Origin of the sequence: Lysinibacillus sp. Bpr_S20 (genome assembly GCF_023337835.1) — a bacterium.
Classification (GTDB): domain Bacteria; phylum Bacillota; class Bacilli; order Bacillales_A; family Planococcaceae; genus Lysinibacillus.
In genome coordinates, this window is the sequence record NZ_JALNLQ010000003.1 from 416,515 (window position 1) to 440,491 (window position 23,977).

Consider the following 23,977-nt stretch of genomic DNA (forward strand, 5'->3'; position numbering starts at 1 on the left):
CTTCAATAAAATCGTACTATTATTTAAATCATATGTTCTTAAAAATGACTTCCATCCCATCAATCATTTTATCCATTGCATACATTCTACCTTTATTGAATTCACTATGATTGTCGCCAATGATATTTAGCAAATTTTCTCTTTCAAATTTTAAAAAGTCAATCATCTTTTCTACGCTCAAACTTTCTGATTTACTAGTGTTTGATTCACGTCTAACTCTTACTGCTTTTTCTCCTTGTCTTGGACATTCCTCAATTTCAAACTCTACACATTCACCTTCATCCAAAGCTTTGAAACCGTTTGTATCAATACCTGTAAAATGTACGAAATATTCGTTTTTATCTTCACCTTTAATAAATCCAAATCCTTTTTCTACATTAAACCAATTAACTACGCCTTTCATTTATTCATCTCCCTTTTCTTTCATAAAAGTGAATTATTATTGAATACTTGCATGTAATAGCTCTTCCTGATTCAATAATATCTTTTTGATAAATGATGCTAGACCTTTCCTTATATAGTTTTCATTATTTAATATTTGATCTGCTACACTACAATAAAATTCCCAGTTATCGTATTCATCAATTGTAAATTTAGCTACCTCATTATCATCTAAAATTTCAATGTCGTTATCGTAGAACATTTTCAACAATGATACGATTTCAATAGAAGGTAATTCTTTAGCATGGGATATCTCATCAGTCAAAAACTGAATGTGAGCGATAATATTACTTAAATATTCTGGTCGTAATTTACTACTAAATATTACATCATAACTCTCTTTATTTTCTGCATAGTAATGAGTTAACTTATAATTTATTGGTTTGATATTCATCTTATTTCCTCCTTAATATTTATCATTTTCAATTGCATTTAACATGTAGTCGATATCTACATAACTACAATTACCAACTTTCTTCATCTGAACTAAGTCTTTATGTATTTTATCTAGTTTGTTTAACAATACTGGTACATTGAATGCCATGTTAGTATGTTTGTCGATATCCATATAATCACTCTCACCAAATTCTGTCTCATATTCATTCCATTGCTTCTTAATTATTTCTAATTTATTCATTATCAGTTTCCTTTCGATAATTCTTATTTTTTACTTAACTTTACATCTAAACAACAGTGTTATGTATCAAGCACACTTAAATTTAAGTATGCTTCCTTTTAAATGTACTAATTGTATCTGTTATAAAAGTAATGACTCCAAATAAAGTATAGATAGCTAATAACACTTTAGGCTTTGTAAGAATTGCAAGTTTTTCTTCAGCGATATATTCTGGAACACCATCTTCAATCGCATCTTCTTTCATCTTTATGATATTTTCTTCTGATAATTTTTTATCGATATAAATCCTTTTGATTCCAGATAAGAATCCAATCAACAACCATCCTAAAATAAATAACCCAAAATAACTCATCACAATACCTCCTTAGTTATAATTCATAACTAGTTTTAGTATTTGAAGTTAAATCTATTCATCGCTCCACATCATTTCTAAAATAACATGACATATAAGATTTCTTATTATTTGAAACCAACTTAAACAAAGTGCTATCATAATCAATATATAAGTTGTAAAGGATTGATCATATATGTCTGAAAATCAAAATTCCAAAGTAGCTAATTTAGATGAACATATTGCTTTGAAAAACCTTGTAAAAAGTATCTCTGATGATGAGTTAGAAACTGCTAAAAAATATATAGAAGCTCTAGAACAAGTTAGCAAGAAGCCTAATACTAAACCTAAAGGATGAAATCATCCTTTTTTTATTTTACTTTATTTCCTTTATGCTCAAAAACATGATCAAGATGTCCTTTGACATTATGTAATTCTAACGAAGCCCATATTTGAGCAATACTGTCTTTAATCCCCACTAATTCTTTACGTTCATATTCAACAAGAATATTAGTATCATTCAGATGTTTACCTTTCTCCAATAAATCAGCAAGAGCCATTTGAGATGTGATTGTAGATATTAAATTTGCATGTTCAGTTGCTTTTGTATATATGTGTCCTTTAATTTTCATCTAATTTCCTCCTTACTTTCATAAAATCATTCTTTCATATAAAATCAAGAAACTATTTCACCACTTGAGAAATGGTAAATGTATTCTCGCGCATGTTCTCTAAACATAGTTGTTGTATAATGTACTGTCCTTGGACTTACTCCAATGATAGGTGCTACTTCATTTGTAGTTGTTTCTCTAAACATCAAAGGTAATAAGTATGGATGATACTTTTCATGTATCCATGATTTTGCATATTCAACTGCATTATGTAAGTATTTATAATCTTTCTTATGTAGAACATCACTATCAGAAGCATCTAAAATATCAATTAGCTTACTACCTTCTTCATTTACTTTTTCATTCAAAGATAAAAATTTATATTTCGAAGGATTTCTTTTTACTCTTGTTGCGCTTTTAATACTTTTTAATACTTCATTCACCATGATCGAGTAACAGTATGTAGAAAATTTACAACTCTTTGATGTATTGAATGTCTGGACTGATCTTGAAAAAGCAAGATTACAATCACTTATCACATCTTCACTATTAATTACTTTAGTACCTTTAAATTTTTTAATTACTTCAAATATCAATCCTTGATTTCTTTTATATAACTCTTCAAAAGCTAATTCGTTACTTTCACTTTGATATACCAATACTAATTCTTCATTTGTTAATTTTTCCATTCATTATTCCTCTAATATGTACTTTTCTCTTTGTTATTTAGCAACCTACCATTCTTCTGTAAAGTAGCACTCATAACTCCTTCTACTTTTAACAACTCGCTTATACTCTTTTCAGTATCAATAAATAATACATTAATTACTGGTGATTTATATGTAATTGAACCTAACTTAGATAATTCTTTAATAGTTTCTTTATTTTTGTATCTAATAATGTATTGCTGAGATGTCTTTCTATTGTATTCCATTTTGTCTACTAAATGAATAACCATACTTCCACCTCAATTCTTTTATGTATTCTTAAATAAAAACATCCTATTATTTAAAATACATTGCTTTAACAATTAGTAGTATATTATAGGATTAAATTATTAAAGCAATGCATTACATCCATAACTAACTCACCATTCACCTTTTACAATTTTATCGTTGATCGCTTCAGCTTCATTTTCCACGCTGTACCATTCATTCGTCATTTGAAGATTTAATTCTCCCATTTCCTGATAACCTTTTTCCATCTGTTTAATCATGGCTTGTCTTAGTTGGTCATTTATTATGGAATCATTACTTATCTGTTTTATCTCTTCAAACATTATCAACATCTCCGTTTCATCATTATGTATTTTATTAACTAAACACCGACTTTTGCTACATAACAACTATTTATTTATAATGAGAATGTTATAACTTTCATTTATTTGTTTTATTTGTTAAATATATCTTAAACTATTATTCAACCATTTTCAACTATTATTTTATGTATTTTATTATTTAATTTACTGTGAACACTTTCTCTTCATATACTTCACGTTTTAATAACACCGTATCAAAATTACCTTCTTCAATATGAGGCTTCAATTGTTCTAGCATTTTAACCCACTGATCCTCATTATCTGGATTGAAGTATGAAGGCAGCGCAATAGTCTTAATATCTGCCATTTCACCATTTTCGGCAATATCTTCTGCTCGTGACAATTCTATTGAATATGTAGTAGACTCATTTACTGTATCTACATGTTCTAACTTCACTCTAATCAACCTCTTTCTTTTTAATAATATTCCACTATTATTAAATTTGCCTATTTTTCATCATATCCGTCAACCCAAGGGAACAGATATCCCAGTCCGATGATAAAAGCTAAAAACCCAACAATACCAACGCTTTCAGAGCCTAAATATATGACAAACGCCACCAAAGCTAGTATTTTAACAATTTTCACGATATCACCTCAATTTTCTTTCAATAAAAGAGTGGTATTATTGAAGCTTTCACTCTTCATCTTCTTCATACTCGTAATCATGTACTTGCTCTTCATAAGCCTCTTTCAACAAGTCGCATAAATCTTCAAATGAAGAACTTGATAACGCACCATACTGAACATGATCTCTACAAATATTTGAGAATTTTTCTTTTACTTCTAACATCTCAATCTTACTTTTATCAATTACTAATTTATCCTCATATTTTTTACGAATAGCAATTTCCTTTTCATGCTCTCTTTCAAGCTCACGTTTCATTTGTTGCTCAATTTTAGCTTGTTCACATGTGCAATAATTCCTTGTACCACAATAATTACCATGCTCATCAAACCAGTCATCAATAACTAAACATTCATCACCACAATAAGCACACGCACGAGACCTTCCTATTTGTACAAGAGTTGTAGAATAATTATCATATCCATCTAAACGTTCCGTCATAATTTTAACTCCTTTTATTTATATTTTATTTTACGTACTTGATTTGAGTACGCTTAGTATTCTTAGCTGCTTTCATATCCTTGCTTCTACTTCCATAAGGTGTACGATCTGGATTTCCTAAATAACCAAATCTTTTGCGTTTAAAGTCTAGTTTTTCTGCAACACATATTATCTTGTCAAATTTAAGCTTGTCCTTCGCATATTGTAAAGCAGCCTCTTTGCTCTCTTTCTTTACATTCATATTATACTCATCACCATTTAAGACTAGTGAAACTATGTATTGATTCATTATGTATTTTCTCCATTTATGTATTATATTTTTGATAACTATGACGATAATTCACTCTAAACATCAAATATGTATAACTAATTTTAAATAATATCTATATATTATTATTATGTATTTTAATATTTAATTTCTTTTACTGCACCTACATTCAACATGTACTTAGTGTAACAAATTGAATCACAGTATAAATTATGATCATCCTCACCAACCAGATACTCATCTTTACTAGTTAGTTCATTAGAACATTCTTTGTTTGCACAGTGACCAATTACATTTGATTCATTCAGCTTCTTCACCTTCTCTGACATTACTGTTTTCCTTTAGTGGATTATACTCTTTTTGCAGCTCGAAATATTTAAATCCTACTCCTATTTTAATGTCTACCATTTGTTTAACGAACCAATCACATCTGGCAATCCAAGATTTTATACTATCGTCATCATTAAGCATTGAACCTTTATCATACTCATCGATAATCGATCCAAAAGTGTTCTTTAAATTCATGATATCTTTATTCATTTGTATCTCACCTTTATGTATATGTATTTTTAAATTACTCTTCTTAATTTTGTTTTCATCATCTTGCGGCACTCACTATCTGCCTTTTTAATTCTGTAATGTCTTCTATTCTTCCACATTATATTTGATTTTGTTACTTTAAGTAAATGCGCTATGTATCGAAAATCTTCATTATCAAACTTACCATGCTTAACTCCATATACAGTGACTAATGAATCTGTATTGATTGTTACTCCTTCCCACCCTTTCTTCATTACCATCTGTAAAGCTTTAATTATTGTTGTTGCTTCAGCTTTATTGGACGATTCATCAAATCCAATAAATGTTCGCCTTTTTATTCTTTTATTACCTCTCATGACAAAGTAGTGATGAGTAGATACTCCATCTTTATAACTACTGTCAGTATAAATTTTAATCATATGTATTACCTCTATCATTATGTATTTTATGTATTTGCTTTCCATTTTGCTTTTGATTTGTCTGTAAGCTCGATCATATCATCTATCCAATTTTGTGCAGCTTGTTCATCTTTGTAGGTCTTATCAAATATCCATCCATCCTCATCTCTAATTATTTTAAAGCCTTCTCCTCGTTTATTAGGAAAAATAAATAATCCAAAATCATTATAACGTTTTTCACTGTACTTTTTATTCATAACATACCACCTTTATGTATTTTGTATTATATTAATTTCAAGGTGCGACATTAGTGACACTGCCAATACCACACCCCAACATTAACCTACTTTAATAACTAATTAGTTAATTTTACGAAGCACTATGTACTCTGGATAATTCTGCTCTAAATGCTGCTTCATCTCGTTGATATTTTTTACATTCGTCAATTCTATGGTTGTCAGTGTATCAGCGTTAAATAAGAGTGCGTGTGTGGATGATAATACAATACTGTAATCACCTTTTCCATCTATTCTAATCATGTCTTGCACTTTAAATGTCTTGTTGGTAGAAGGGTAATATTTCAGCTCTGCTTCCTTTTGGAAGAAAATTATTTCCTCTTCATCCTCGTTAATTTCTAAAATTTTAGTAAACTTTAAATCTAGACACTCATTCATTATTTTATTACCTTTAATGCTTACTATGGAAAGTCCGTCAGGAGCTATCAATCCGTCAAATCGAGCCAATAGTTCCTCTGGTGTTTGGTCATAAATGGCTAATTCTGCTTCAATTTTTGCTATTCTCATGCTCATATTCCCCCTTTTAAAAAGTATTTACTATAAGTATAGTTTCATTTGTCATTTCCATAATCCAATTTTACCAATCATCCAAAATTATGTCAATACTCAAATACAAACGTTTGTTCTCATTTTTGTTCGATACTTCTTAATAATATTTAATTGATATGTAAATCATTATTTAAATATTATTAACAACCATTAAACATATTTTGTGTATTTTATTATTTTATGTATAAAGGAAACCGAATGACTTGCATTCAGTCCTTTTTGTCTTAGAAGTTTAATTTAAAATGTCCATACTCTTCTTCCATATAATCTATATCTATAATTTCTTTAAATCTCATAAATGAAGGATATTTTTTACCTTTGATTTCTAATCCATATAAATCAAATTTCTCAGCTACTTTAGTTGCTATTTCTTTTGTAAGCACTCTATCACTACCCATAAATTCATTAGAATAATACATTACACCTGAATTACTTATAGATGTTGTTGTAATCTGTACGTCATCGAACGCAGCCTTTATTACATTCCTAAAAGTATTCTGTAGCACTGGATATGTAATACGTGCGCTGTTAGTACCTACTCTGTTTTTTCTAAAAACGTATTCCCCATCAGCTATTCTGTTAACTTTTCCCTTTTCGCTTTTATATTCTTGTGTGTTATAAGTTTCGATCAACATCTCATACAATTCTTTAGATATTTCTAATTGTCTATTTGTTAAATCAACTTCGTCACATAATAACGAAGCATAATATTTATCATCTTTTTCTGATAAATCTTCTCTTCTTAAATTGATAATTTCTGAAAATTTATTACCACTAATACCTTCAAATAAAGCCAAAACCAAAGCCTTATCTTTTATATTGAATATGTTCTCGAAATATTTAAATAAATCTTTTCTAGTATAATATTTTATTCCTTCTTTATATAGATATTTAGAAACAAATTCAGTGTTAACTGTATCTATGATCGGATTGAGTGGGTTATCGCCATACCCATTATCTTTTGCCCAGGTAATGTAGTTTTTTATTGTACTAATAAAACTTACAGCAGAACGTTCTGTTTTTCTCTGCACCCAATAAAATAGTTCATCCAACATATCAAAGTCCATATCAAATAGATCTTTTCCTTTTTGAGCTTCAAACGGTTCGGTTTTTTTAAAGTACATTCTATATTGATTCTTAGTTTCCTCAGCATGATCAGACGCTTCTAAAAAGGCTTCTTTATACTCCACATTATACATTTATTAATCCTCCTATATCTATATCAGACTTTCAAAATATTTAACGATGCTACTTCTGTCTTTTTTAGATAATTTACCTATATTCTTATTTAACAATTTATATTCATTCCAACGATTATTATCAATATGGAATTCATTTATATTAATAATTTTTTCTAATTCATCATATCTCATGTCTTTTTCATTCATCTTCTTCATTAATGCTAAATGTCCTTCAAAAATATCAGCATCGAAAAGCACTTTATATTCGTCATTTTCATGTTTTCCAAAAACACCAAACAAATAGACTAAATATTCATTTATTTCCTCGGCAATTTTTCTAGCTTCTAATCTACTATTGATTTTAAAAACACTGCTTATTGCATTATATAAAGTGTTATAAGGGATAAATTCATTACCTTTTAATGAATGTTTGATATCTGTGCTTGTCGTGATTCTATCTTTAAGTTCGCCTTTTGACTTTAATATACTTATTACATCGCTTGCGTAATTTTCTTCTTTCAACTCATTGGCTCTACCTTTCGTCAAAGGAGTATGTTTATTTAAATCTAATTGATATCTCTTAATTTCCTCATCTGATTTGTTGGATATAATTACAGGGAAAGACCCTTGAATGTCTTTGTCTCTAATATACGCACTATAAGTCCCTAATGTTCTATGCATACCATCGACTATATCTAATATAGTTCCCTCTGTTATTGTTAATGTATTCTTATCATTATCATAAATTAATTCTGACTCTTCTTCAGAACTGAACTGTTTAGCATTTAAGATTATTGTAGATGGTCTTAATTTATTCTTTAAAGTTAAATTTCTTATTTCATTTACTTTCTTTTGTAACACAATAGGTACTTCTGTCACTAATCCGTATCTTACAACCTTACGCATACCTCTTTGTACATTTGGGTTATAATCTAATTTACCATATCTAAAAAGTCTACCGACTTCTTGTTTTGTAAAAGATGTTAAATAATATCCATCACCCAAATCAATAACATTTTGTTTTACCATTGGAAAATCTATTTCATCCATTGATTGAATATCTACAAATTGATAACTTTCATACTCTTTTCTCTCTCGTTCTGTAAACCAGTCATTCATCCATTCATTCTGATCAATACCTAACTTAATAACAAGTTGTTGACCGAATAAGGCTAATTCTTCAGCAGTCAACTTACCAACATTATTCGCATTGTTAAATAGTGAGTAAATACTAGTTTTTTTAATACCATGCTTACCGTTCAAATGTTCTACTATAAGCTCCACTTCTTTTTTATTAACTGTTGAAGCAAATAACTGTATCAAACTTTTAATTTCTGTTTCTAATTGCTCTCTTGTTTTATTAATTTGCATATCTAACGCCCCTTTCGCACTAGAGTTATTTTACCACTTTTTATCTGACTTGTCATAGATAATCACTCTCTGACGTTTTATTTTTTATCTTGTTATTTAGTAAAAGTAACATCTCTGGACGCATTTCTTCTAAACATTCTAACAATAATTCATGAGAAACTGTTTTATACAACTCTTCAGAAGTATTCATTTTTGCAGATATAATACCTGTGACATTTAGATTAGTTAATCTAAGGTATCTCATTGTTGTATTTACATTACTGTGTCTAGCTTTCTTCATTGCAGTATCAATGCAGTTTCCATTATTAAGATAACACATAGTAACTGCTAGTTTTTTGAATGAGTGAAAACTGTAGTCTATTCCTGTTTTATTTAATAAATTATTCCCTCTATCCATCATTCCTCTTAACTGTTTATAAGTAAGATTAAATAATTTATCTGCATTTCCTATTTCTTTTAATTGTAGAAGTTCTTCATATAATTCTTTATCTATTTTATCAATCCACTCTTTATTTCCTTTACCTTTATTATAACCGTTAGACTTAAGAATGACTCCATCTTCAACTTCAGTGAAATTAGACCAATCTACTGTTAGTAGCTCACTAGCTCGCAAGGCTGTCTCAGTAGCTAACTTTATTATTAATGATTTTTCAAGTCCTTGCTCTTCTTTGGCAAAATAATCTGCATATTCCATAGCTAAATCAAAAGGAATCATTTCTATTTCTTCTCTAGTGTCTGGTAAAGACTTAACCAAATTTAATTTCTCTAAATCATAAGAAATGATATCCCAATTTCTTAAATATCTTATTAATTCTTTTATTACTGAGATATGTCTATTAATAGTTGCGTTCTTATACTTAGGCTCATCATCTTCATTTAGTTCATCATGTAATCCATTGAAGTAATCTTTTAATGTAGATACAGTTAAGTTTTCGATATCCTCTTTAGAAATATACTTGTATTCATTTTTTCTAATCAGATCTTTAAATATCTTATTTAAACTGCTTCTATAGTTCTTAAAACTACTTTCTGATTTCTTTTTGTACTCATTTAAAAAATCATTTATATGATCCCCTATATAAGTAACCATTTGAACAGCATTCTGATTTGTATTAAGAGCAGCAACCATAACTTCCAACCACCTTTACGATATCCTTTGATTAATAATAGTATATCCATATTTTTGTTAATTGTAAAGCATTTTATGTATTTTATTATTTATTATTCGAGAGCCGACTATTTTTTTGAATCGACTCTCAATGTTTTATAATGTTCCTTTTATTTAATGCTGCTATTCAACATTGTTCTAATTTCACGCAAAAGTTCATCAGCATAATAACTCTTACCTAATTTTATGTAGTCGTCTTCAGTAAGTGTTGAAGCGAAAGGATTTAGAGCACACCTTGAATCACTTTCTAATTTACTAATGATATTCGCAATAATTACACGTTTCTTCATAATTTATATCAATTCCTTTCTGTTTTAGTAAACGTTAATTTTATTTAATTAATTGTTGTTTAATACTACTGATGATTTTCTGATTATCTTCTAGACAACTGAATAAATGGTTAATATCCCCATATCCATCTTCGTTGAAAGCATTCTTAATTGGGTTTATTCTCGCTACCTCGATATACCCATTTGCATCATTAAAATACATGATCACTTTAATGAACTTCTTACCGTTTTTTCGCTCACATAATATGTATTCAAAATCTCTTGGAGCAATCACATGACTAAATAAACGACCACGAATTACGTCATTTGAATCAATCGATGTTATAGTTGAACCGTTTTCAAATTTGATTTCCATCGAATCTCTCCTTTTAGCTTTTCATAATACTTACCTATTATTCAATCTCTAATGATTCTAAAATGCGCTGATTATCACAATTCAAACTTTCTATTTCCTCATTTTTAAAAATTAAATCTGAATGCAGTTTAGCAATTTCCTTTATTACATTTTGAAAAGTTTCATCGCTTTTGAATCTGTTACTTTCTATGCTTTCTAATTCTCCTGTTAACTTAGATATTAGATTGAACGCATAATCAACACTCTTTGTATGTATTAAATTCTCTTCCATTAACATCACCTTTTCATATTATGTATTTAATAATATTTAGTTTTTATTTAATTCTTTCATTAACTTTATGTTTCTTATCTCATTCATCTCTTCTTTAGATAGCTCAATTAAATCATACGATTGTATGTGACTAGGAATAAAGCATCCTTGTATACAATCATTACCAAAATAAATCGTACTCCACATCCCTAATAATTTTTCTGCTTCTCTTTTATCTGTAATGATAGATGTCCATAATGTCTGTTCTTTATATAAAAATACTTCACTTAATGTACTTCCGTCACAAAATTTTATATTTGCTTTAAACATATACTCAACTCCGTCTGTTTCAGTTGTTCTTTTAATCCAATATAATCATTAATAGCAAACAGTAAATTATCTACTTCTCTTTTAGAACGTCTATTTGATAGCGATCCATTTACCAGTATACTTAACTTGTTTTCTTTTGACATGGCTATTCTATACACTCCATTTCAATCAAAGATTCCTTTTATTTAATCTAAAATTTCTATTTTGACTTTCTTACCGTCCTTCAAGAATTCATTTACATCTACACCACTAACACGGAAAATTTGACTATGTGAACAACTATTCCAACGGTTTTCAATTACACCTTCTATTTCTTTTACAAATAAAGAATTGATTTGATTGAATAAATCATCATCACTATCTCCAAAGTCATATCTTCGTTCATACTTGATGTCGTCAATATAAAACTTAAAATAAATCGCAGCATTACTATCATGACCACCTGTATGGATATCCATAAGTTCAAATGAATCATTACACATACCGAACTTATCAATAAGTATACTCTCTATTAAATCAGCTTTATTGTAATATGATGTTATGTATGAAATTAAACCATCAGTATCTTTACAAACCATGTAATCCCAATAGTCATAATCCTGTATCGCTCCACCCTCTAATACTATTTCTTCTCCATGTAAATAGTTGCCCTGTTTGTTGTGATAGCTAATACTAACAATTAGCATATCCTTGCTATCCTTATTTATCGAATTCACACTAACATAAGGAGCTGCTTTATTAATCTTATCAATAATATCCGTATAATCACTTTTCTCAACTTTCATCGAATAGTTCTTCACCAGATGATCGATTAATGTCTCTTTTGTTGTGAATGATTTGTTATCTAATTTTGAAAAATACTCCATAATTAATTCTCTCCTTCTTATTTATGTATTTATTTTAGTAATATTAGTTTTTTATTGATTGTCTATTATTACCTCAACAAAACTCTAAGGGTTCACCTAGTTCAACAGCTAATTCCATTCCATTTGCCAATTCTATAGCTCTTATCTTGTCATAATCATCTTCTGCTCATTCAGAAACCAGTTCTCTCAGTCTAGGTGCTACCTGCTTACATTCTTCTATTGTAAGTTCATCTTCACAATCAGAATGATTTAGTAAAGGGATGATATTATCTTGGTAAATATGAAAAGGAATGTTGCCTCCGAATCCTACCATTCCATCTAAATTCATACCAATTTTCGATGCTAATCTTCTTCTAAAATTATTGAATCCACCATAACTCCAATGTGCCTCACCGTGACTAAAATCTAAACCCATTTTATACTCCTCCTTTTTTTGTATTTCCTATAAATACACGTTCATAATGCAGATACTACATATTTAATCATTTAAAAATTACTGTCCTACTTAGAAAAACACATACTTTCAATAATATATCTCTTTTATCCAAATGTAACTTTTTCTCCACGATCAACCATTTTAGTTAATAGTAATTCATCGATTAGTATCAGCGTTTTCTTTAATTCATTGGCATTAAACATACGTACATTTATTGATTTAACAGTAATATTACCATCATAATTTTCCTCTTCTATTAAAGGATTAAAATATAACATTGGATTCGCTATTCGTTTATAACCAACTGACCACAGACTATCATTATGTATTGTAATACTTAAACCTAAATTTGCTATTTTATTACAGAATTCATTATATGTCATTTATAATTCTCCTTATCATTTAAATTAACATCATTTCTTTGTTGATATTGATCGTATGACTCCATAAACTCAGGAGTGGTCTCAGGTTCTGGAGACATACTCTCAGAAACGCTTTTAATAAAATTTTCATCCTTTAGATTTTCAATCATCTTACCAAATACATTTACTTTATTTTTACTATCTAATTCATCTTTCAATTTCATATTTTCTTCTTGTAATTCCTTTATGTACAAATTAGCAAAATAAAACACTTCTGTTGGGCAGCAAGCCATTGATTCAGTGCACTTTCCATCAACGTAATCTGGAATCAATTCTCTCATTTCTACTGCTTGATCAGACATTATTTCTTCATTTGATTTCATTATTTCACTTCTCCTTCTTTTTCAATAATACATCTGTTTTATGTAATTATTTATATTTTCCTTCTACATATATTTCTTTCATCCGTTTGTAATACTCTTCAAATGTCAATTCCCTTACATAGAACTCCGAACCAAGAGTTGAAGCTTGTTTTTCAGCTACATGTTTGTAGTTGTACGTGTATATATGTTCATCACCTCTAAATAATCCATAACTCATTTTACACATCATCCTCTACAATATCTTCTTTATCTAATACATAGATAGTGTCAATTAACTTGAATTGCATACACTGAACACATTTGTACTCAATTGACTCTGTGAATTCTCCACATCTAAAACACATAGATTTATTTGATGTCATTTATTTCATCCTTCACCTGTTATTTTTGTAATAGACGGCTTTTATAACAAATCCATTTCTTTGATAGTTACTTCTTCATATGTAAATCTGTCATTTTTAATTGTATAAGTTATTAAATCATAATTAACATTATCAAAACTGCCACTATAATTATTTTCTACAAATTCAACAGCCTTCGTCTTATCTTTGTACACTCCTAATGTATTATAACTATCAGGTTCTCCATACTTATCTTTATAATAATTAACTAGATAAACTTTATCGATGTCATTCCTCTCCTTTCGTAAACGCTATTTTTCAAATTTGAATACCTATAACTTCATTTATTCCATCGAAATTCTTATCATCTAAGTATCTATTAATTAAATTTTCTTTGTTGAAGTTCATAATCTCAGATATTAATTTACTTGTTTCAACTTTAAACTTATCAGGAATACCATATTCACACTTTCTTGAATCACGAGTCTCTAAGGTAAGAGGTTCTTTCTTAGAATCACCGCCTACGTTCGCCTTGCTGATTATGTACTTTGTTGGTTTGAAGTTAATTTCAGACTCATCTATATATCCTAAAAAATTAGCAAGCTGCTGTTTGTTTTGACTGTCTACCCATACAACATCATTTATTTTGAGATCATTAATATTTGTATTGAAGTAATACGTTTTTTCACTTGTCGGTAAATCACTTAAACCTTTAAAATTAACTTTTGCTGTTTTAACTTCTTTATATACTTGGTGACTAGAATTTTTATTCTTTTCTTTATGTATTATTGGGTTTATAAAACTATGTATATTTGTAATTAATAATAATTGATATAGTGGTATTCGAATAAAACGTTTATCTTTCTGGAAAACAAAAACCTCAGATACATTTTCAACTTGTTCTGTATCCAAGTTAACGATCATCTCTTTTCCTTCGATGGGAATGAAATGGAAAATCTCATTATCTTTTGAAATAGAGAAATATTGATAAGCAAAAACTAAACGTAGTTTATTACCAGTGACTTTTGTATAAAATGGTTTTAAATACTCAATTTTCATCATAATAATATCGACTCCTTTTCTAATAAAATATGACCTTTACTTAATATCTGTAAAACTGTAGTTCTCTGGTAAATGAATTTGAAAATTATACTTACCATGTTGATAATGAGGTAAATCTTTTTTTAATTCTTGATATGTAATATAAGGCGTATCACCTTTGACTAAATCAAAGTTTGGGGTTGTTTTTGCTGTCTCCGTGATACCGTTGCCATTTAATTTATATGATACTGTCATAGTTGTTAGCAAGTTGCTATTTATTGATCCTGTACCAAAGATAAGGCTTCCTGATACTTCTGCTTCTGCATCAATCTTGATGTAGAATACTTCAGCTTTAGTTACAGGTAAGTCATTGATATAATTATCCCCATATTTATTTTTATATTCTGCTATTTCTTTATTGTTCTTTTCATTAACTACAGAATGCTTTGAAGCTGCATTTATTATTGGTAAAAATATAACCATTACACTAAATAAAACAGCGAGTCCAAGAGCACCAATGAATTCAAAATTTTCTCCTATCCATAAGCAAATAATACTCAGCACAATAAACAGTCCAATATATAAAACGTATTGCCACCAAGTAAAACTTGCCAAAAAATGACTTTCATGTAATCCTACACTATCACCTATCTTAACAACTTCTTCGTAGTTCATTAAACCTCTCCTTTATTCATATTCAATTGCAATAATATTAGACAATACAAACACGATGCTTTTACCACTATTTAAATTAACTGGTACAGTCCATTCAGCATTTCCTGATGCAGCCCTAGTAATTTCATTCATTACACATTCAGCTTCATTTCCTTCAAAAACATAATTATCTTTCACTGTGTAAATTTTTAAATCCACCTTTTCACCAACTTTATGTATTTTCTTTTATAAAATGAAATTATTATTTAATCATACTTCATTCACTATTGTTTCTAAATCTTCTATAACCTTCTTTAATATTTCATTTCTAATTATAGAAAATAATAATGCTTCTGTACCCTCTGGGTTGTAATTTTCTAATTTAACTCCATTAATCTTATAATCATGTATCAGCTCTTCTATTTTATTTATCATATTTATTCTCCTCTTATGAAAGTAATTTATTATTTAATCTGTTCACTGACAATAAAGCAATCTCTAAACCAATGTCCTTTAAACGTAAATTTACCTAACCCTCTAATTCTATGATTCCAAACACACCCAACGAATGGATCAACTAAAATTTTATTACCTTCACTAATTCCGATATATTCATGTTTGTTAGAATCATATTCTATAAGTTCAACTTCAATAATTTCGTACACGAGACGCCACTCCTCGTTATTCATTAAAAGCGTTCTATTATTTGATGTTAATATCCTAATTCTGCACCATGCTTATAACCGATCTCATAAGAAGTATTTAAATTATCACAGTATTTTTCTGCAATTTCCAAATCATCCAGTACTACGATTGTTCTGAAATTTAAGTCCTCTAATCCTTTTATGCGAATTTCATATTTACCTTCATTTTCAACTACGTAATACATTACAAACACCTCTCATTCAATAAATTCGTTATTTTAATGAAAGTTGACCTCTAACATATTCAACAAATTCATTACCTCTATCACAAAATTCACTAACCATTGCACAAACTAATCCAAATGACATTCCTGAATGACCTTGATCCTCTAATAACTTCTTGGCATCATCAAATGTTCCATCATTATTTAATACTTTTACTATATCTAAACAATTCCATAATTCCATTCCGTGATATAAATCATTAAGTCTAATAGGTACGATTTCACTCCAATAATCCCATTTATCTTTTTCCAGAACAGACTTACCTTTTTCTATCCAAATTTCAGTATGCTCAGGAATCATTGCTTCGTGCTCTCGTTTCTCTTTTTCATACCTTTCTGCTCGTTCCTGTTGTTCCTTATCAAATTCAGATTTATTTTTTCCTATAATGTCTAAATACGCACTGTCCATTGTTACCGTATCAGAATAAAGAGTCTTACCATTAAAATCTGCACAAGCTAAAATACCTTTTTCTTTAAACTCTAGTAAGTGATTAACAGCATCCTGTATTGTACTACCTGCTGATAACATAATTTCTCTGTAATTTTTATTCATTTTACATCCTCCAGTTATGTATTTGTTTTTATAATATCAACTTTTTATTTAATTACAGTTCAATAAGCTACTCTGAGCATTTTTACGTCCTAAATTACTTACATTCATTTTATATACCTTTTTTACAGTAGTTGGCGATAATTCTAATCCATCTTTATAATAATAAGTAGCACCAAACTTATTGTGAGGATTATATCCCATTGATTTAAGTATCTTTCTTATGCGTAAGCTCTTCATTTTTATCAGCTCTCCTTTTTATTAATTATTTTATTAACTAAATATACATACCTCTTAAATAACCTTCAATAAGACCATCGTTTTGCAGTTTATTTAAAACAACATCCACTTTATCAAATACCATTCTAGCGTATTTGTGATTCATATCATTCATTAATATACGTTGATAATCGTAAGGTTGTAAGAAGTTTTCATCCAACACATCTATATTTTTAATCACTAGTGACTTCTTATCTACACTTATACCAAATGAAATATCATCGATCAGCATACTAAAGAAATATAAAGTTGGCTCATGATGATTACTAAATCCATACTCCATTAAACTTTCAACTGTCTGATTAGATTTTATTTTTATTCGATTAGTAAATCCTTTAGAAGTTAATTCTTCTTTTGTTGGTGGTTTAATTTTGTAATGCTCGCTATTATATTCACTAAACGCAATTAAGTTGAGCTTGCTTTCTATGTATTTTCTACGTTCTTCTGAAATGTTAAATTCCACATTAGTCTTATCAATTCCTACTAAAACAATTTCATTTCCTTTTACAGTGATCTCTTGTGTACCATAGTTAAACACATGATTATTCTTAACAATTTTACCTTTTGTAAAGTTATTAGAAAGCAATACATTTCGTGTTAATTTGAGAGTTGCTTCTTCTTTGCTTGTTGAGAAATTGTTATTGAATTTATATTGGTATTGATTATAAATTTCATCTGATATGTATAATGGATATTTTAATAAGTTGTCCTCAACCATAGTCCAGTAATTAGTTAATTCCTCAATAGCAGCTTTACGGATTACATTCTTAGATGCTTCTCGTTGACCTTCATAATAACCTAAGAAATTTGCATACTGTTCTTTTCCTTGACTATCGACAACTAAAATATCGCCCTTCTCTAATCCTTCAATGTCTGTGTTAAAATAGTACTTCTTTTTGTTTGTACGTTGGTTACTAATCAGATTAAAATTCACCTTTGCTATTTTCATTTTATTTGTTTCTCCTTTTTATAAAATCGAATTATTATTTAGCATGAATTATCATACTCCATGTCTCATCTATTGAAATTTCTAGAATATCAAAGTTGAAACAATTCAAAAGTGCGTTATCTGGAAATCCTGAAAACATACGTTTACCATCTATATGAATTTCTATTCTTTCTTCTTTATTAATTAATGGAACTAGGTCTACTACTTTCATTAAATCTCTCCTTTTATGTAATATACGAATATTATCTAATGATTTAATTAGTATTTAGTACCATTAAATTTTCATTATCGTTGAAGTAGATTACAAATACTTCAAATTCCTTATCATAATGAGTCTCTTCATCAGCAGCTCCTTTTTTACTAATGAACTTTTTCACTAAAATAATCTCTTTTTTAATTTCTTTGATATTACTATACCTATGTGACATTAATGATCCGACATTTCCAAGATATTTTGGCTTATCATATTCTTTGAGTTTTTCTAACCTTCTATCTAGATGGCTCTCTCCAAGCTTGTTAACTCCGATTGGGACAATTTGATAAGGTTTACCGAAAGTAATTGACCATACTTTATCATCCACTCCGAAACCCTCTTTAATTTCAATCACTCGTTTTCCCTCCTAAAATTTAGTAATGTTTGATTTCTTAACCTAAGTATAAATAATAAAATACATAAAGTAAAGTATAATTTATGTATTTCTTTATTTAATTTTATAAAAGGGAAATATTATCTAATAAAAAAAGAGTCAATCAAGACTCTCCACTCACCTCATCATTTTCTTCTACAATTGAAAATAACTCATTCATATCAGTAATATCAAAAGCATTTACCATCTCATCAATTGCATGTTTTGTATAACTTTTAGTTTTATTATTATAAAGTTCGCTAATAGTACGTGCAGAAAGTGATGTTCGCTCTGCTAAATCTTTTTGTTCCCACTCACGCTCAGCTAGTAAAACCCTTAATCTAAGTTTGACTGTTTTCATCATCAACTTACCACCATATCTTTATTTATCAGTAACTAAATTATAAGATAACTCTTCAATTTATGGAATACTAAAGCAGCATAATAAAAGTCACCCATTTAATAATGAGCGACTACTAAATACTTTCTTCATGAACTTTATTAAAATTAAAACCTTTAAATGAAACAATCCTCAATGATCCTGTGCTTGTTTTCTCAAGATATTGTACCTTACAGAACAATCTTGGTTCTAGCCACATTATATCTCGTTCCACATTATTTACTATCTGTTTAGCTATTTCTCTAAATGCTCTTTTTTCATCAGGTTTAAAGCCAAACTCTACATTCGCAACTGGTCTGTATTTACCATTACTTAATTGCGTACCTACAATCATTGTAAATGGATTTTCTTTATAACCTAATATAACAACATCCATTACTTTGAAATGCTTGTATTTCAACCAACTATGCGAACGATGGTTAGTTTTGTAAGTAGAATCACTTCGCTTTCCTACAATACCTTCCATACCTTTATCCTTTGTTAACTTAAAGATATCATTACCATTGCCCACTACAGAAGGTGTGATCAACAAATTATTCGAAGGTTCGATTATTGATGATAGTATTTCTTTTCGTTCCACTAATGGTTTACTCATAACAGATTCATCTGTCGCTAACACATCAAAAGCAATAAATGTAGTAGGATGAGTTAACATAGCTTGTTCAATTTTCTCTTTATTTGAAAGTCTACCTCGATATGCAAAATCATCAAATATAGATATACCATTCCGTAAAACTACACCTTCACAATCAATAATTGCTTCATGTTCATGAATTGATTGTCCTGCAGCTTGTAATTCTGGAAATTTAGCAGTTACATTATTCCCATGACGAGTATAAGCTTCTACTTTGTCTCCTTGTTTATGCAAAAGGATGCGCCAACCATCCCATTTTATATCATAAATCCATTCAGGATTATCTATTATTTCATCATTGTTACCCATATGCAAAAGCATTGGTTTAATTGGAGTAAATATCATTATATCATCTCCTTATTTACCATTATCTCATGAATGAAAGTGTAAAAATACAAGAAATACAAGGTATGAATGGTAAATAAGTTGTTTTAATATCATTTATTTAAATATCGTTGTATTAGATCTTCAGTATGAGACTTAAGTGCTTGCTTGGCATAGTTCAATATTTCATCTTCCCCACCTGTTTTAATAATGACATCACTAAAATATTCACTTACATTTATCCACTTCACTATCTCAATATTTTTCTTGGCAAGCATACGTTTCTTATTGTAAAAATCGTTTCTCAAGTCTTTTAACAATTTATCTATAATATTTAAATAAACTTTTGACATTTTTAACTTTTCAAGTGATGAATAATCATGTTGCAAGGAACGAATAGCCATGTCTAATTTTATATAATCATACACATCATTACGATCCTCTGGTCTAATCATCAGCGTCCACCAACTTTGCGTCTTGGATATCGTAAAATGAAATACGTTTTACAGAAATGTCTGTATCCAGTAGTAGTTCCTTTTTATACGGATCAATGCCTGTAACTAGACCAGACTTGTCTTGTAGATGATTATTGTTCCATAGTGTTAAAGTAATCAGTTTTTGCATTTTAAAAGCACGTTGTATAGTTTGTTCAATCTCCTCTATTTCCCACTCAGTTAATTCACGCTTTTTATCGTAAAATTGCTCTTGTTTCCACTTTCTTATTTCAACTAAATGCTCAGGCAACATCATCGCTGTCCATTTTTGACTTCCTCTGTCTTTTATCACTTTTAGCACTCCTCACCTAAAACGGAACGTTTGTTTGTATTTATTATAGAACTAACGTTCCATTTTAGGCAAGAAAAATTAGAGTTAAAATACAAATAACTTCTTTACACTCACTTTATATTCAATTTTAAATATGTATTTCACTAAATAAAAGATAACTATTATTTAACGTTTCATCGAAATGCTTGTACCTGCTTTTACATCTCCGCCAACGTTACCGCAGCTTACTGAAGTTCCTGCTTTAACTGAACCTTTAATATTTTGGCATGTAATAGATGTCCCACCTTTAACATCCCCTAAAACATCACCTTTAATTGTTGCAGAAGAATCTGTTTCTAATTTGTTTATACTTCCATCTACAATAATATGTACATCACCTGATAAATTACCTGTCTCAATGACTTTACCATCAACATAAATCTTATTATTAATTACTGAAATATTATTACCTTTCACATTCACTGTTTTACCATTAATCGCTACTGAATTAAATGATTTTCCAAACACAGTACCCATCTCCCATCTTTTTATCGAATATTTTCTTATGTATTTTTAAATTTTAAGTATTCATTTCTTGTGATTTCATAAATTTTATCATCATAGTACTTACCATCTAATAACATTACTTCGTTTTTTCTATAACCAACTACTCTTCCGTTGTATTTCTCTATGTATTTGTCGTACATTTTTTCAGCTTCATTACCTTTAATTACTTTAAAACTAATTTTATTAAAGTAAAATTTGTCAAACAGGTCTGTTAGAAAACTTCTAAAGTCTTTTGAAAAAGTATAATTTATATCGTGAAAATTAATCGCATATAAATCAGTAACATTTCGAGTCTCCCTGTCAATATAAGCACCTAGTAATCCTACAATTTCATTGCCTTTCACGCTGACCATCTGTAAATGATTCCAACTATCTCTTGGTACATCAATATCATACCTAAAGTAAGATGAATAAAAGTAGTATTTATATTTTTCATCTAACATGGCTTTTCTCATTAAGGCTTGTAATTTATGATCATGGTCTACTGCAAATTCTAGTGTCATGACGAACCTCCTTATTAATGTTTTCTAAACCTTCAATGAAGTACAGTAAATCCTCATACACCTCTGCTTTAATTTCTTCCTTCTTATCATATCTAGCGTTCTCATATGTATGTGCTAATGATAATTCTATGTGGTACTTCAACCATTCATATTTCACCATCTTTTATGTATTTTAATATCTGTTTGTCATATAATGATATTTCCCTAAAGTAATAACTTTCTTGAATAAGTACAGACAAATATATGTTTCACGTTCATCTGATCCCCATTCGTCATTAGTGTTGAAATTAGCACCAAATAGTACTGTTCCTTTATCACAACTACCTATTTCTAACTTCCATCCATATTTGTTATACATGGTATTACTCCTGTTCTAATTTATTAATATTCTCATTTTATAAAACAATTTAATCTTCCTTGTACTCTAGATGCTCTTCTAACCATTCAAGATGTCTTGGTAAATCATAAGAATTATAACCTTCTATACTTGCTTCCATAAACGATTCAGCTACCGTCTTTAATCTTAATAAATCTTCTTCACTCATAGTAACTCTAATTGCTGTTCTTACACTCTCATCTTTCCAACGATTCATTACTACGTTAGGTTCTGTTATGCTCATATAATAATATTTATATGTTTTGTAATCTGTTTCATTAGCTTGTTTTACAACACATTTCTCAGCTTCAAATACATATCCATATTCTCTCTCGAATATCTCTTCAAATTTAATTCTTTTGTAGTAATCAATTCTGTGAAAACTATCCTTACTTCCTGTTTTCCATTCTTCAATGTAATTATCCTCAGATAATAGTGATCTAATTATCTCACCTAACTGTTTCACTTTCGGAAAATCGTGCGTTCTGCTATTTAAAAGAACTTTGCCTTTATACAAAACATCAATATCGTAGTAAAAATACATTATTCCATTATCTTTATTAACTAATTTGTCTTCTCTAAATGGTTGCAAAGATGGATTTGAATACGTAATTACTAGATCACCTTTAATAAAGGTACGTCTTATTGTTGTATATTCGCTCATTTATCTATTCCTTTCATCTATATAATATGTTACTTAGTTGATAAAACGAGTGACCTAACAGCGTACAACATTCACATGCTTGGGTGTTTCTCATAATAGAGAGCAGGGTTACTGGTTTGTCACTCTCCTACTGTTAACCCTTTTTCGGATGACTATGTAATTAAAATTTCTTAGCTACTAAAGTTGAAATCTTATCCACTATAGGCTCATAAACATATTTATCTAACCCGAACATTATCTCCTCTACGTTGTATGCTAACCACCTTAGAATAAATAATGGAAATGTGATTGGCAGCATAATGATTCTTGTGATGTTATCAATAATATCTTTTACTTTCATTTGCCTTTTAGTACCAATAAAATGATTGACCATGCATTAATCTCTCCCTATGTGTATTACATCAATTTTATATGGACAACTTATAAACCTGTAAATATACTCAATATAATTAACATAAAAATAACAACTACAGTACAACCAACTACCATCCCTACTGAAAACACTACAGGAAACATATCATTCCATTCTTTTTTCTGATAATCACTCATATAATCTTCGTCTTTTTTAAATGTGCTTACATAGGATTCTTCTAGATCATCATTCCAGTATTCTGCGTCTCTAGGAGTATAAACCCTTCTAACTGGACTATATTTAGCTATATCTCTTTGTTTTTGTTCAGCTTTACGCTTATTTTGATAATATCTAGAATCCAAATTTACACCTTCTTTTAATATAATTTTATTTACAATAATAGTCTCGTTTTATTTAAAGATCATTTATTGCTTTACATTTTCCCAATACAAATTCTAATACCTTTATTAATTCGTCCATATCTCTATCATGTATGTAGTATGTTTCAAATATTGCTTTTTCTATATCCTCTTCAAAGTATTCATCGTTATCTTCTTTAAAGTACTCCATCTTA

General features: G+C 29.0%; 47 protein-coding genes and 1 pseudogene. 1 reads left to right on the forward strand and 47 read right to left on the reverse strand.

The genetic code is table 11. The features are described from left to right. Positions 1-28: 28 nt before the first annotated feature. The 4 genes from MWJ95_RS24695 to MWJ95_RS09920 all read right to left on the reverse strand — a co-directional run bounded on the left by MWJ95_RS24695 (position 29) and on the right by MWJ95_RS09920 (position 1,430). A complete protein-coding gene (locus tag MWJ95_RS24695) occupies positions 29-403 on the reverse strand; it encodes a cold-shock protein (protein ID WP_481817348.1) in 375 nt (124 codons plus the stop codon). A gap of 36 nt (positions 404-439) precedes the next feature. Next, entirely contained in the window at positions 440-835 is a 396-nt protein-coding gene (locus tag MWJ95_RS09910) for a hypothetical protein (protein WP_249105270.1), read from the reverse strand. 12 nt (positions 836-847) lie between these two features. Then, positions 848-1,078: a hypothetical protein gene (locus tag MWJ95_RS09915; protein ID WP_249105272.1), complete on the reverse strand. Its 231-nt coding sequence runs from the start codon at positions 1,076-1,078 to the stop codon at positions 848-850. Positions 1,079-1,160: 82 nt separating this feature from the next. Further along, positions 1,161-1,430 carry a hypothetical protein gene (locus MWJ95_RS09920; protein ID WP_249105274.1) on the reverse strand — a complete coding sequence of 90 codons (270 nt, stop codon included), beginning with the start codon at positions 1,428-1,430 and terminating at the stop codon, positions 1,161-1,163. Between the two features lie 175 nt (positions 1,431-1,605). Between MWJ95_RS09920 and MWJ95_RS09925 the strand changes: the two genes are divergently transcribed. Next, a complete protein-coding gene (locus MWJ95_RS09925) occupies positions 1,606-1,767 on the forward strand; it encodes a hypothetical protein (RefSeq protein ID WP_249105275.1) in 162 nt (53 codons plus the stop codon). Positions 1,768-1,780: 13 nt separating this feature from the next. Here MWJ95_RS09925 and MWJ95_RS09930 read toward each other — a convergent pair whose 3' ends face one another. From MWJ95_RS09930 to MWJ95_RS10140, 43 genes and pseudogenes are all read right to left on the reverse strand, one after another. Next, the gene (locus MWJ95_RS09930; protein WP_249105277.1) at positions 1,781-2,041 is read right to left on the reverse strand and encodes a hypothetical protein; all 261 of its coding nucleotides are present in this window, start codon (positions 2,039-2,041) and stop codon (positions 1,781-1,783) included. Positions 2,042-2,085: 44 nt separating this feature from the next. Further along, positions 2,086-2,709, reverse strand: coding sequence for a sigma-70 family RNA polymerase sigma factor (locus MWJ95_RS09935; RefSeq protein WP_249105279.1), 624 nt, complete (start codon positions 2,707-2,709; stop codon positions 2,086-2,088). An 11-nt stretch (positions 2,710-2,720) separates the two neighbouring features. Further along, positions 2,721-2,978, reverse strand: coding sequence for a hypothetical protein (locus MWJ95_RS09940; RefSeq protein WP_249105281.1), 258 nt, complete (start codon positions 2,976-2,978; stop codon positions 2,721-2,723). A gap of 129 nt (positions 2,979-3,107) precedes the next feature. After that, positions 3,108-3,299: a hypothetical protein gene (locus MWJ95_RS09945; protein WP_249105283.1), complete on the reverse strand. Its 192-nt coding sequence runs from the start codon at positions 3,297-3,299 to the stop codon at positions 3,108-3,110. A gap of 178 nt (positions 3,300-3,477) precedes the next feature. Then, a complete protein-coding gene (locus tag MWJ95_RS09950) occupies positions 3,478-3,735 on the reverse strand; it encodes a hypothetical protein (protein ID WP_249105285.1) in 258 nt (85 codons plus the stop codon). A 50-nt stretch (positions 3,736-3,785) separates the two neighbouring features. Further along, positions 3,786-3,926 (reverse strand): hypothetical protein, encoded by a 141-nt coding sequence (locus MWJ95_RS09955; protein WP_249105287.1) that lies wholly within the window; start codon positions 3,924-3,926, stop codon positions 3,786-3,788. Positions 3,927-3,975: 49 nt separating this feature from the next. Then, entirely contained in the window at positions 3,976-4,407 is a 432-nt protein-coding gene (locus MWJ95_RS09960) for a hypothetical protein (protein WP_249105289.1), read from the reverse strand. A gap of 25 nt (positions 4,408-4,432) precedes the next feature. Beyond that, positions 4,433-4,696: a hypothetical protein gene (locus MWJ95_RS09965; protein WP_249105291.1), complete on the reverse strand. Its 264-nt coding sequence runs from the start codon at positions 4,694-4,696 to the stop codon at positions 4,433-4,435. A 279-nt stretch (positions 4,697-4,975) separates the two neighbouring features. Then, positions 4,976-5,215 (reverse strand): hypothetical protein, encoded by a 240-nt coding sequence (locus MWJ95_RS09970; protein ID WP_249105293.1) that lies wholly within the window; start codon positions 5,213-5,215, stop codon positions 4,976-4,978. Positions 5,216-5,244: 29 nt separating this feature from the next. After that, positions 5,245-5,634 (reverse strand): ribonuclease H family protein, encoded by a 390-nt coding sequence (locus MWJ95_RS09975; protein WP_249105295.1) that lies wholly within the window; start codon positions 5,632-5,634, stop codon positions 5,245-5,247. A 26-nt stretch (positions 5,635-5,660) separates the two neighbouring features. Beyond that, the gene (locus MWJ95_RS09980; protein WP_249105296.1) at positions 5,661-5,870 is read right to left on the reverse strand and encodes a hypothetical protein; all 210 of its coding nucleotides are present in this window, start codon (positions 5,868-5,870) and stop codon (positions 5,661-5,663) included. Positions 5,871-5,972: 102 nt separating this feature from the next. Further along, positions 5,973-6,416 carry a hypothetical protein gene (locus tag MWJ95_RS09985; RefSeq protein ID WP_249105299.1) on the reverse strand — a complete coding sequence of 148 codons (444 nt, stop codon included), beginning with the start codon at positions 6,414-6,416 and terminating at the stop codon, positions 5,973-5,975. 266 nt (positions 6,417-6,682) lie between these two features. Next, a complete protein-coding gene (locus MWJ95_RS09990) occupies positions 6,683-7,657 on the reverse strand; it encodes a phage lytic cycle repressor MrpR family protein (RefSeq protein WP_249105300.1) in 975 nt (324 codons plus the stop codon). 18 nt (positions 7,658-7,675) lie between these two features. Continuing rightward, positions 7,676-9,010 carry a ParB N-terminal domain-containing protein gene (locus MWJ95_RS09995; RefSeq protein WP_249105302.1) on the reverse strand — a complete coding sequence of 445 codons (1,335 nt, stop codon included), beginning with the start codon at positions 9,008-9,010 and terminating at the stop codon, positions 7,676-7,678. A gap of 52 nt (positions 9,011-9,062) precedes the next feature. Beyond that, positions 9,063-10,139 (reverse strand): tyrosine-type recombinase/integrase, encoded by a 1,077-nt coding sequence (locus MWJ95_RS10000; RefSeq protein WP_249105304.1) that lies wholly within the window; start codon positions 10,137-10,139, stop codon positions 9,063-9,065. 369 nt (positions 10,140-10,508) lie between these two features. Further along, on the reverse strand, positions 10,509-10,823 hold the full coding sequence (locus MWJ95_RS10005) for a hypothetical protein (RefSeq protein WP_249105305.1): 315 nt from the start codon (positions 10,821-10,823) through the stop codon (positions 10,509-10,511). A 37-nt stretch (positions 10,824-10,860) separates the two neighbouring features. Further along, a complete protein-coding gene (locus MWJ95_RS10010; RefSeq protein ID WP_249105307.1) occupies positions 10,861-11,094 on the reverse strand; it encodes a hypothetical protein in 234 nt (77 codons plus the stop codon). Between the two features lie 36 nt (positions 11,095-11,130). After that, complete coding sequence (locus MWJ95_RS10015; RefSeq protein WP_249105308.1) at positions 11,131-11,403, reverse strand: hypothetical protein; 273 nt, start codon at positions 11,401-11,403, stop codon at positions 11,131-11,133. 185 nt (positions 11,404-11,588) lie between these two features. Next, complete coding sequence (locus tag MWJ95_RS10020) at positions 11,589-12,269, reverse strand: hypothetical protein (RefSeq protein ID WP_249105310.1); 681 nt, start codon at positions 12,267-12,269, stop codon at positions 11,589-11,591. 166 nt (positions 12,270-12,435) lie between these two features. Beyond that, positions 12,436-12,684, reverse strand: coding sequence for a hypothetical protein (locus MWJ95_RS10025; protein WP_249105312.1), 249 nt, complete (start codon positions 12,682-12,684; stop codon positions 12,436-12,438). A gap of 125 nt (positions 12,685-12,809) precedes the next feature. Continuing rightward, positions 12,810-13,088, reverse strand: a complete 279-nt coding sequence (locus tag MWJ95_RS10030) for a hypothetical protein (protein ID WP_249105314.1) — start codon at positions 13,086-13,088, stop codon at positions 12,810-12,812. After that, complete coding sequence (locus MWJ95_RS10035; RefSeq protein ID WP_249105316.1) at positions 13,085-13,450, reverse strand: hypothetical protein; 366 nt, start codon at positions 13,448-13,450, stop codon at positions 13,085-13,087. Before MWJ95_RS10035 ends, MWJ95_RS10030 begins: the two co-directional genes overlap by 4 nt. 46 nt (positions 13,451-13,496) lie before the next feature. Further along, positions 13,497-13,667 (reverse strand): hypothetical protein, encoded by a 171-nt coding sequence (locus tag MWJ95_RS10040; RefSeq protein ID WP_249105317.1) that lies wholly within the window; start codon positions 13,665-13,667, stop codon positions 13,497-13,499. An 889-nt stretch (positions 13,668-14,556) separates the two neighbouring features. Continuing rightward, positions 14,557-14,853 (reverse strand): annotated as a pseudogene (locus MWJ95_RS10045) (transcriptional regulator); the annotation flags it as partial. A 36-nt stretch (positions 14,854-14,889) separates the two neighbouring features. Then, positions 14,890-15,507: a hypothetical protein gene (locus MWJ95_RS10050; RefSeq protein WP_249105319.1), complete on the reverse strand. Its 618-nt coding sequence runs from the start codon at positions 15,505-15,507 to the stop codon at positions 14,890-14,892. A gap of 12 nt (positions 15,508-15,519) precedes the next feature. Next, a complete protein-coding gene (locus MWJ95_RS10055; RefSeq protein ID WP_249105321.1) occupies positions 15,520-15,705 on the reverse strand; it encodes a hypothetical protein in 186 nt (61 codons plus the stop codon). Between the two features lie 51 nt (positions 15,706-15,756). Then, positions 15,757-15,921, reverse strand: coding sequence for a hypothetical protein (locus MWJ95_RS10060; RefSeq protein WP_249105322.1), 165 nt, complete (start codon positions 15,919-15,921; stop codon positions 15,757-15,759). A 29-nt stretch (positions 15,922-15,950) separates the two neighbouring features. Then, positions 15,951-16,151, reverse strand: a complete 201-nt coding sequence (locus MWJ95_RS10065) for a hypothetical protein (RefSeq protein WP_249105324.1) — start codon at positions 16,149-16,151, stop codon at positions 15,951-15,953. A 47-nt stretch (positions 16,152-16,198) separates the two neighbouring features. Continuing rightward, entirely contained in the window at positions 16,199-16,375 is a 177-nt protein-coding gene (locus MWJ95_RS10070) for a hypothetical protein (protein WP_249105326.1), read from the reverse strand. 28 nt (positions 16,376-16,403) lie between these two features. Further along, positions 16,404-16,967, reverse strand: a complete 564-nt coding sequence (locus MWJ95_RS10075) for a hypothetical protein (protein ID WP_249105327.1) — start codon at positions 16,965-16,967, stop codon at positions 16,404-16,406. Between the two features lie 48 nt (positions 16,968-17,015). Next, a complete protein-coding gene (locus MWJ95_RS10080; protein WP_249105330.1) occupies positions 17,016-17,204 on the reverse strand; it encodes a hypothetical protein in 189 nt (62 codons plus the stop codon). 37 nt (positions 17,205-17,241) lie between these two features. After that, complete coding sequence (locus MWJ95_RS10085) at positions 17,242-18,192, reverse strand: hypothetical protein (RefSeq protein WP_249105331.1); 951 nt, start codon at positions 18,190-18,192, stop codon at positions 17,242-17,244. A 34-nt stretch (positions 18,193-18,226) separates the two neighbouring features. Beyond that, positions 18,227-18,403 (reverse strand): hypothetical protein, encoded by a 177-nt coding sequence (locus MWJ95_RS10090; protein ID WP_249105333.1) that lies wholly within the window; start codon positions 18,401-18,403, stop codon positions 18,227-18,229. A 43-nt stretch (positions 18,404-18,446) separates the two neighbouring features. Beyond that, positions 18,447-18,800: a hypothetical protein gene (locus MWJ95_RS10095; RefSeq protein ID WP_249105335.1), complete on the reverse strand. Its 354-nt coding sequence runs from the start codon at positions 18,798-18,800 to the stop codon at positions 18,447-18,449. 142 nt (positions 18,801-18,942) lie between these two features. After that, a complete protein-coding gene (locus tag MWJ95_RS10100; RefSeq protein ID WP_249105337.1) occupies positions 18,943-19,182 on the reverse strand; it encodes a helix-turn-helix domain-containing protein in 240 nt (79 codons plus the stop codon). Positions 19,183-19,294: 112 nt separating this feature from the next. Further along, a complete protein-coding gene (locus tag MWJ95_RS10105; RefSeq protein WP_249105339.1) occupies positions 19,295-20,197 on the reverse strand; it encodes an ATP-dependent DNA ligase in 903 nt (300 codons plus the stop codon). A gap of 92 nt (positions 20,198-20,289) precedes the next feature. Beyond that, positions 20,290-20,631, reverse strand: a complete 342-nt coding sequence (locus tag MWJ95_RS10110) for a YhjD family protein (protein WP_249105341.1) — start codon at positions 20,629-20,631, stop codon at positions 20,290-20,292. Further along, positions 20,624-20,962 carry a YolD-like family protein gene (locus MWJ95_RS10115; RefSeq protein ID WP_249105343.1) on the reverse strand — a complete coding sequence of 113 codons (339 nt, stop codon included), beginning with the start codon at positions 20,960-20,962 and terminating at the stop codon, positions 20,624-20,626. The genes MWJ95_RS10110 and MWJ95_RS10115 overlap by 8 nt, the downstream gene beginning before the upstream one ends. A gap of 165 nt (positions 20,963-21,127) precedes the next feature. Beyond that, positions 21,128-21,469 (reverse strand): hypothetical protein, encoded by a 342-nt coding sequence (locus MWJ95_RS10120; RefSeq protein WP_249105345.1) that lies wholly within the window; start codon positions 21,467-21,469, stop codon positions 21,128-21,130. Positions 21,470-21,504: 35 nt separating this feature from the next. After that, positions 21,505-22,011, reverse strand: a complete 507-nt coding sequence (locus MWJ95_RS10125) for a hypothetical protein (RefSeq protein WP_249105347.1) — start codon at positions 22,009-22,011, stop codon at positions 21,505-21,507. Positions 22,012-22,418: 407 nt separating this feature from the next. Then, the gene (locus MWJ95_RS10130) at positions 22,419-23,051 is read right to left on the reverse strand and encodes a hypothetical protein (RefSeq protein ID WP_249105349.1); all 633 of its coding nucleotides are present in this window, start codon (positions 23,049-23,051) and stop codon (positions 22,419-22,421) included. 420 nt (positions 23,052-23,471) lie between these two features. Beyond that, positions 23,472-23,765, reverse strand: a complete 294-nt coding sequence (locus MWJ95_RS10135) for a hypothetical protein (protein ID WP_249105350.1) — start codon at positions 23,763-23,765, stop codon at positions 23,472-23,474. Positions 23,766-23,817: 52 nt separating this feature from the next. After that, the gene (locus tag MWJ95_RS10140) at positions 23,818-23,973 is read right to left on the reverse strand and encodes a hypothetical protein (RefSeq protein ID WP_249105352.1); all 156 of its coding nucleotides are present in this window, start codon (positions 23,971-23,973) and stop codon (positions 23,818-23,820) included. Positions 23,974-23,977: the final 4 nt, after the last annotated feature.